6 protein-coding genes are annotated in these 7297 nt (G+C 45.9%); all 6 read left to right on the forward strand.

Annotated elements, in window-relative coordinates; all coding sequences use genetic code 11:
* Window positions 1-204: 204 nt before the first annotated feature.
* The 6 genes from VE954_RS08925 to VE954_RS08950 all read left to right on the forward strand — a co-directional run bounded on the left by VE954_RS08925 (window position 205) and on the right by VE954_RS08950 (window position 6904).
* A complete protein-coding gene (locus tag VE954_RS08925) occupies window positions 205-864 on the forward strand; it encodes a hypothetical protein (RefSeq protein WP_324951819.1) in 660 nt (219 codons plus the stop codon).
* Between the two features lie 51 nt (window positions 865-915).
* Complete coding sequence (locus VE954_RS08930; protein WP_324951821.1) at window positions 916-1911, forward strand: hypothetical protein; 996 nt, start codon at window positions 916-918, stop codon at window positions 1909-1911.
* A 64-nt stretch (window positions 1912-1975) separates the two neighbouring features.
* The gene (locus tag VE954_RS08935; protein ID WP_324951823.1) at window positions 1976-3238 is read left to right on the forward strand and encodes a hypothetical protein; all 1263 of its coding nucleotides are present in this window, start codon (window positions 1976-1978) and stop codon (window positions 3236-3238) included.
* A complete protein-coding gene (locus VE954_RS08940) occupies window positions 3235-4368 on the forward strand; it encodes a hypothetical protein (protein ID WP_324951825.1) in 1134 nt (377 codons plus the stop codon). Before VE954_RS08935 ends, VE954_RS08940 begins: the two co-directional genes overlap by 4 nt.
* Window positions 4368-6539 carry a hypothetical protein gene (locus VE954_RS08945; RefSeq protein ID WP_324951827.1) on the forward strand — a complete coding sequence of 724 codons (2172 nt, stop codon included), beginning with the start codon at window positions 4368-4370 and terminating at the stop codon, window positions 6537-6539. The genes VE954_RS08940 and VE954_RS08945 overlap by 1 nt, the downstream gene beginning before the upstream one ends.
* 5 nt (window positions 6540-6544) lie before the next feature.
* The gene (locus tag VE954_RS08950) at window positions 6545-6904 is read left to right on the forward strand and encodes a hypothetical protein (RefSeq protein ID WP_324951829.1); all 360 of its coding nucleotides are present in this window, start codon (window positions 6545-6547) and stop codon (window positions 6902-6904) included.
* The last annotated feature ends 393 nt before the right edge of the window (window positions 6905-7297 follow it).

Genomic DNA, 7297 nt, shown 5'->3' on the forward strand with positions numbered 1-7297 from the left:
GAAGCCAGAGAAATGGCTGCCCTGGACTTATCGAACAACGCTGGCCGCCATCCACAGCTAATCAACAATCAGATGCACCACCCTTCATATCTGTCAGGATTTTTTGGGTGAAAGTTGAGCTATTCCGCCGAAAGCTTACGATTAAAGACCTGGTAAGCCAGGCTCCGGAATATGAAGGACAATTAGGCTACAAAAGGATTCCAAATGGTCAAGTCTTATCGTTGGTTCTCACTTCTATTTTCTCCTATGTTTCTCTCCACATTCTCGTTTGCTGCAAACACAACCGCAGTTCCCGTTGACGGTCCATTGTTAACTTTTTCGGATAATTTCTCAGACAGCCAGTCTCTGGGAGAGGTCGAAAAATGGTGGGAATACGCGACAACAAATAATATGACATGGAAGTTTCGCAAGAGCACCCCCGGAAATCAGGTTATGTTGCAGCATGTTGGTGGCAATCATTTTATCGCAGACCAGGTTCCAGAACGCCGAGGAATTCTATTACTGGAAATTCCATTTAGTATTGCCGGAAGAGATTCCAGTCACACGTATCTTGTCACAGCAAGTCAAAAGTTTTCGACCAAGACAAGTGATTTGTTTCTCGTCCACCCCGTGCAGAATAGAGTAACCGCTCATATGAAACTCAGTTGCGCAGACATGCCTGAGAACCCCTGGGAAAATCCAGCGACATGGATGTCCGATACTGATTTAAATAAATGGCATAATGACATCGCTCTATCCCTTGTAATAAAGGTCGAACCAGGTAGATGCCCTGATAATAAATTCGTGCTCGTGCAGGGTTGGGAGGCGCCGCAGGAGTTGATTTTATTCCCTCCTGAACTCTCTATCCTCACTATACGTCAATAAAATACAGATTCACCGATCCGCACGTACTGCGGTCCAGATTCAAGGAAATTTATGAGAAAGCTTCAGTGCCTCTTTGCATTTTCAATCATTGGCATCACTCAACATACTCAGGCAGCAGTCATATTCGATGCGGCCAATTTCTGTCCAACTACCCAATGGGACCTCTTCTATGACTGCGCAACTCTTCCGGATAAAGCACAGGTCACTTTCCAGCCAAGCGCAGTCACAGAACCTACGCTATCTTTCTTGAATTCCACCCCGATAACCAACAAAATAAACTACAAATTCGAGTGTAAAACATCGAATCAGTTCAATGTCGGAGTCAGGCTTGGAGAGGATTTGCATCCTTTCTACTGGAACCAGACACAAGAGATCAAGGCGACGTATAAATTGAGTGAACAAGGGAAGAAAGTTTATTCCTTGTTTTTCCAACCTCCCACAACATCGACCCCAATATGGCCGGGCTGCACTGTCGACATAATTACCAATGTATCGTATCCCGATAAGGATGTGCTGAAAGAATACGCGAACTTTCTTGAAATCTCGATCAGCGATCTGGTGTCTCTTCAAGGCGATGTGGATGTTAGCGTCGAATTGCCAACCAAGTGGGCAGCTTTGAAGTCATCTCCTGGTCGAATCGAAACCGTGGTTACCACCTTATCGATTGAGTTGTCCACATATCAGGCTGAGCTTGCCGAACTGCAGAATGATACCTCCGGATCCAGTGACGTCTCTGAGCGCAAAGAGGTATTATCCTCTCTTATCGAGAGTTTCAGTGTAGATATTCAGACGCTCAATCTTCTGAGCAAGGATATCAAAGATGTGACGTCTGTTGGAAATCAGTGCGAAACTACGACCCCCGAAGCATACTGCCTTCAGGCCGCGGCGAACCTCACAGATAAAATTAACAAGGTAATCAGTCAAAAGATTGAAACTGTCAAAACCTTTAATACATTCATTGACGCCGAAGTGAATAGGCTCAGCAGTATTTCCGTGTCAATATCCAATGCCTTAAAAAAGACAAAAGTAAGTACAACTGCGGAATGAGAACCTGCAGCATGGTGGCCTCTCTTTAAGAAAGGCCACCATACTAGCAAGTAAGGGGTCTAAGATGGTTCGGATCATAACTCTGTTGCTCTCCTTGGTCACGTCAACACTGGCCTTCTCCCGATCAGAGACAGAAAGCTTGAACCTTGAGCTGCAAAGGTTGGAAAAGCTTAAAGAGGAAACCATCCAAACGGATTTGGAAGTCAATCGTATCATTAGAGAATACGAGAGATTGGCTGCGAAATACAAAAGTGATGTGGAAAATTTTGGCCTGGAAAGGTCCAATATTGACAGAATCATCAGCAGCCGAGCTCAAGATTTCAAACAGCTGAGCGAATTTATAGCCGAGACCATGGACGAAGTGGTCAACCAGAGCATGACTCTGGAAAGGTTAAAAGAGATCCGCAGTTCCTATGAGGTCTTGAAGCGAACAAATCAGGCCTGCAGCAATGAGGCAACTCATGCGTCCTTTCGAAGGTTAGTGGCGCTGGGTGCAGGCGTTGCTAACGTCAAAAAGCAGCTTGTGGAACTTACCAGTTCCAGACGCTTGCCAGAAAACTTCACTGCAATTTATGAGAAGATTTCCTCACTAATCCCGCCTGTATCGGAGGTCTTGGAAGGTGTGGAATCCGCCGTGACCTATTACTCCGGTGTACTTAAGTACCCTGAGCCCTGCTCAGCATTCAATTCGCTTGATACCGTGCTGGTGCTTGCTCAGGTTGCAGCAGAAACAAGCCAGGCAGCGGCTGACCTCGAGAAGCTGAGCCTCTCATCGTTTTTAAAAGACATAGAAATTCAACGAAACATTCAGCGCGCAGAAACGCAGCTACGACGCACATTGACAGGGTATGAAGGAAAAGTTATTAACTCGCTTCGCGAAGGCCATCTGGCGTTTTCGATGCGCACATCTGCATCCTTCGAGAATGATCTTCGTCTCATGTCTTCGCCCTTTGTAAAGAATGCAGAAACTCCTGTAAACTCGAGAAAATCCATAGAGAATCAAGTGGCTGAGGCGTCTGAGCGCATTGCAGAGGAGTATGCCCTGGCGAAACTGAACACTATGGAAGGACAGCGCCAGCTGCTGATTATTCGAGCCAAAAAGATTCACACAAAGGCTTTTAAACTCAATACCATGGATGTTCCTGCAAATTTGAAAGACAAGAAAGAGCAATTCCTCGCCTACTGCCAGAGTGAACTAAAACTATTGGTAACAGGGCGCTTCGCACTGCAGTCTACGAAAACAGTTAACTCGAATCTTGAACTCGATTCAAAAATTGCGAAGGCTGAAGAATTGCTGATGCCTTTGGAGAAAGGTCTGTCGCTATGAGAAATCCACTCCTGGCTTTAAACTTGTTTTGGGGATTGATTTCATTGATCATAAGCGGCGGAGGAGTGGCGCAGCAGCAGCGCCTCTTCGAATCCGGAGAATTCTGTCACGCGGTAGTGGTAGGGCCTAAATCCATCAGGCTACCTCAGCATTGCCTGTCTCCTGACTCAAAGAGCATTCATCTTGAAGGGATCGGTTCCCTCGACATTAAGAAAATTGAATCATCGGCGTTCTATAACAATTCACCTATAGATACGATTATCGTTGTCCATCTGAAAAAGGAAGTCCTGGCAGGGATGGAACCTTCCGGTTTTTCCGAGCCCCAGGTTGGGCACGCATCAGGCCTAAAGGATGGAAGCCAGCCTTGTCAAATTACGAGGATATCTCCCGCATCTTCTCTCATTTATCACTCCTGCTTCGGTTCCAAGGGTGATTCCGGTCGCATCATCTATCAAAGAGGACGGCCAGTTGGCATTCATCTGGGACGCTACGCGGGCTCCCCAATAGCTGCTTCGGGAAATGGTTCAAGTTTGGATTTCGGTATGGGCTTTGATTCCATTCAATATGAGCCTCAGGGCTTCAAAATTAAAGTCAGCTGCTGTGAAAAGGCTGAAAAAGCCATAAAAAAGGCTGGTGATGGCATTGTTAATACTTTGGAGCACTGGAAAGGTGAGATCAAAAGAGTCGCTGCTGAAATTGAAAAATTGCCCAAGGTCCTGTCGACGGACTACCTTCAGGAAAAAACAGCTGCCATCCGTATCCCTCAAGTTCCAAAAATTAACCTCGATCTGAGTGGCCTTAAGAAGGAGCTTACCTGGAAAGATCTTTTAATTGTTGCTGGCACCAGCGGCGTAGGTTTAGTCGTCCTGGCTGCTTACAATTTTGATGAGGATCGGTTGGGACAGGATGTTAAGCGAGAGCTTGAGAACGGCTGGGAATTGCTCATCGATGCCCTCACACCACCTGGACCGCCCAAGAACTGTGAGTCTGTTCACAAGGATGATATGCAAGAGTGCGCCGCGGATCTGAAAAAGGAAATTGAAACTTATAAAAGTAAGATGAAGGCGAAGCGCGGGCAGCTGAAAAGTCACATTGATAGTCGGATTAGAAGACTTCAGGAGCAACTCTAATGGATAGCAGAGCCATGACGGTGAGTAAGAATATCTTTAGTGCCCTATGCTTTCTGATAGCGACTGCTTGCGGCCAGGAAAGTAAACAGTCCAGCTATCTGGATGCCGCCCGCGGCATACCCGGGGTGGGTGAGATATGCAATAAAGAAGACGTTACGCTTTATATCGCACTAAGAAATGAAAACGGGCCAGAATATTCTGTAAATGGTTGGCGGATAATTGCTCCACAGGAGTGTAAATCTATAACTGATTGGGTGAACCAAGCGCCAAACAGGACATTTTATATCCAATCAGAAAAAGGGCTCTATATTCCGAAGGGCGAGCAATATTATACAGAGCGATATGACATAATATGCCTGCCATATGATGTCTCGCTGGCTAGCGTGTTATCCTACACCTACACAGGAAAACCGGTTTATGAGACCGGGTTTTGTCCGTCAGGTTTTTCACGCTATCAAGTAACCAACTTAGGATCTCCCTTGGTGGAGATAGAGGATGACGATGCTCAGGTATCGTTTTCCTATACCATGATTGGTGGCTCGTTTGATGGATCCCAGAAAATCAGCATTCAACCTGTAGTGAAGGGGAAGTCATATGACGACGTACTCAAGGAGCTGGCCGATATCAAGCGGCAGCACGAAAAAGTCGAGAAAGATCTTGAGAACTGCGAGCGAGAAGTTCAACGCGTTATTGCTCTAAATGATGTCTTCAAGGTCAAAATTAGCGATCTCGACGGTCTCAAGGATGACTGTGGCTACAACTACAAGGAAATTGAGGATCTTAAAGAGAGCATTCGTACATTCAGAAGGGAAGCTTTTGATGGCATCAAAGGCATAGCAATAAAGATGCGTGGTCTCTACGAATCTCTACTTGCCAAAAGCCAAACTTTTGGAATTTCAGAGCCCATTAAGTCCTTCATGGACCAACTTGGTATCGGCAATCTGATTCGTCCAGCAGTCGATGCAGACAAAGGCAGTCCGTCCTTCTTCGAAGGGATACTGAATAAGTACAAAGAAGCCTTTGCCAAATATTATCAGCAGGAAACCAAATCCTTCTTTGTGTCAGTCCTTGGCTACTTGTCAACTTTTGCGTCCTTTGGTGAAGAGTATGTTAAAACCGAAAATATCGATGAAAAATCGTACATCGACTACCTTAAGACAGTCGAAGCTGGCGAAAAATATTTCGGTACTGTCGACTTTGATAAGGCGGATTTTGGATATGAGTGGGATAGCCCTGTTTCGCCTGAAGTAAGAGAGCTTGTTCATAAGCAGCTTATCCCCATGGACACAGCTGAAGGAACGGCTATTGAGGAAGAGCTGAAGAAGTGGTCCGGAACTCTCACGGCCAAAAGAAAAGAGATGCTGGAAGCTCTGGGCGAACTCATCAGGGCGCGGATTGCGATGAAGAAAAAGGCATCGCAGGAGGCTGCCCTCGCTGTGCTGAAACTGAGGGCGATCACATCCGGGCTAAGGGAGGGATTGCGCGAAGCACCAGAATTTGGAAAGTGTGTTGCCGTATCCACTGCATTTAATGACTTCGGAGATTTTTATGCAGTCGTTAACAAGAGAGATATCTGTACCGGTGAAGAGCTAACAACAACCGGTCAGGTCATCAGCGCCGCGGGCATAGTTCTTGGAACTTCCAAAGTCTGGCGCGAGGTTGCGGAAGAAGTAGGTTTTGCCGTTCGTACTCAAAGGGTTTTGAAAGATGCCGCAGATTTAGCTGAAGCTGCGAAAAAATTTCTTCCAGACGCAGGAACTGTTGGTGGACGGTCCGCAAATGAGTCAACATTCCTTAGACGAGTCATCGCCCTGTCGGATGACACGGTTGAATCAGGCAAATACAGACTCAAGGAAGGGGTTGGCGGCGCTAGGTATGAAGTGAAAACTGGGAATCTATTGAAGAATGGCGACACCCAAGGGGTGGATTTCGTGGACACCAAGACCAATCAAAAGATAAGCCTTAAAGGCCCATATCGCCAAGACAGTATGGATCCAATTCCACCTCAAGCCTATAATTTGGAAAACTTCGCTAAGAGTGCCTTGAAACCAAATTCGGCAGTCGATAAGGTTGTTGTCGATTTGTACGGATTAAACGATACTGAGCGCAAATTTGTAAAAGAGTATATAGCTGAACAAAACCCAGCCAAAATTATTGAGTATTTGGAGTAGCATGGATGTCAGGTTCCATTTTTCTTAAGAATAATGTTGTCCTGGTTTCGAATAAGAGTTTCTACAACCTATTGGACTGGGCTGTTTCAATCGCTAAAGAAATTGAACATTCAAGATCTGAAGAATTTATCAAGGCATTTGAAGAAAAGAACCGCCATAAGTGGACGCCATGTACAAGTTTGGATATTCAGGAAGAATTCACTGCAGATGAAGCCGATTTTTGGAGCCTAGTTTTTAAAGAAATTGCTGAAAAGGTATTTCGTAGGGAATTGGGAAATACAAGTGACTTAACTTGGCAGTCAGGCTTTATACATGCAGCATGGAAAATCCACGAAATGCTCCATGACTACGCCAAGTCATCATAACCATGGATAAAGATTACGGATAATAGTCTGGCGCGAGGTTACGGAAGAAGCAGGTTTTGCAGTTCGTACTCAAAAGGTATTGAACGGGGAGCGATGTGGCTAACGCCGGGTGTGCCATCATGCGATGCAGTATTGGGGCCAGTAGCCACATCCTAGGGTGGCCGTGATCAATTCGTTTGCCTGGGTGCCCGGGTTTCAGTAGAACCCCTCCCATTGGGCTTCACGTTTTTAGCCTTGAAAGCCAGTGGCGTCGAAGCGGAATAAATCAGCTATTTTGAGACAGTCATAAAAAGAGTTTAGTGTACTTTTCTATCCAAGCACATACATGGATTGCCGTGTGACCGGGATGTTGATCCCGACCTGCTCCTGTGGAATCAGAAGTTTAGGACCACG

The sequence above is a fragment of the Oligoflexus sp. genome (assembly GCF_035638955.1).
Classification (GTDB): domain Bacteria; phylum Bdellovibrionota_B; class Oligoflexia; order Oligoflexales; family Oligoflexaceae; genus Oligoflexus.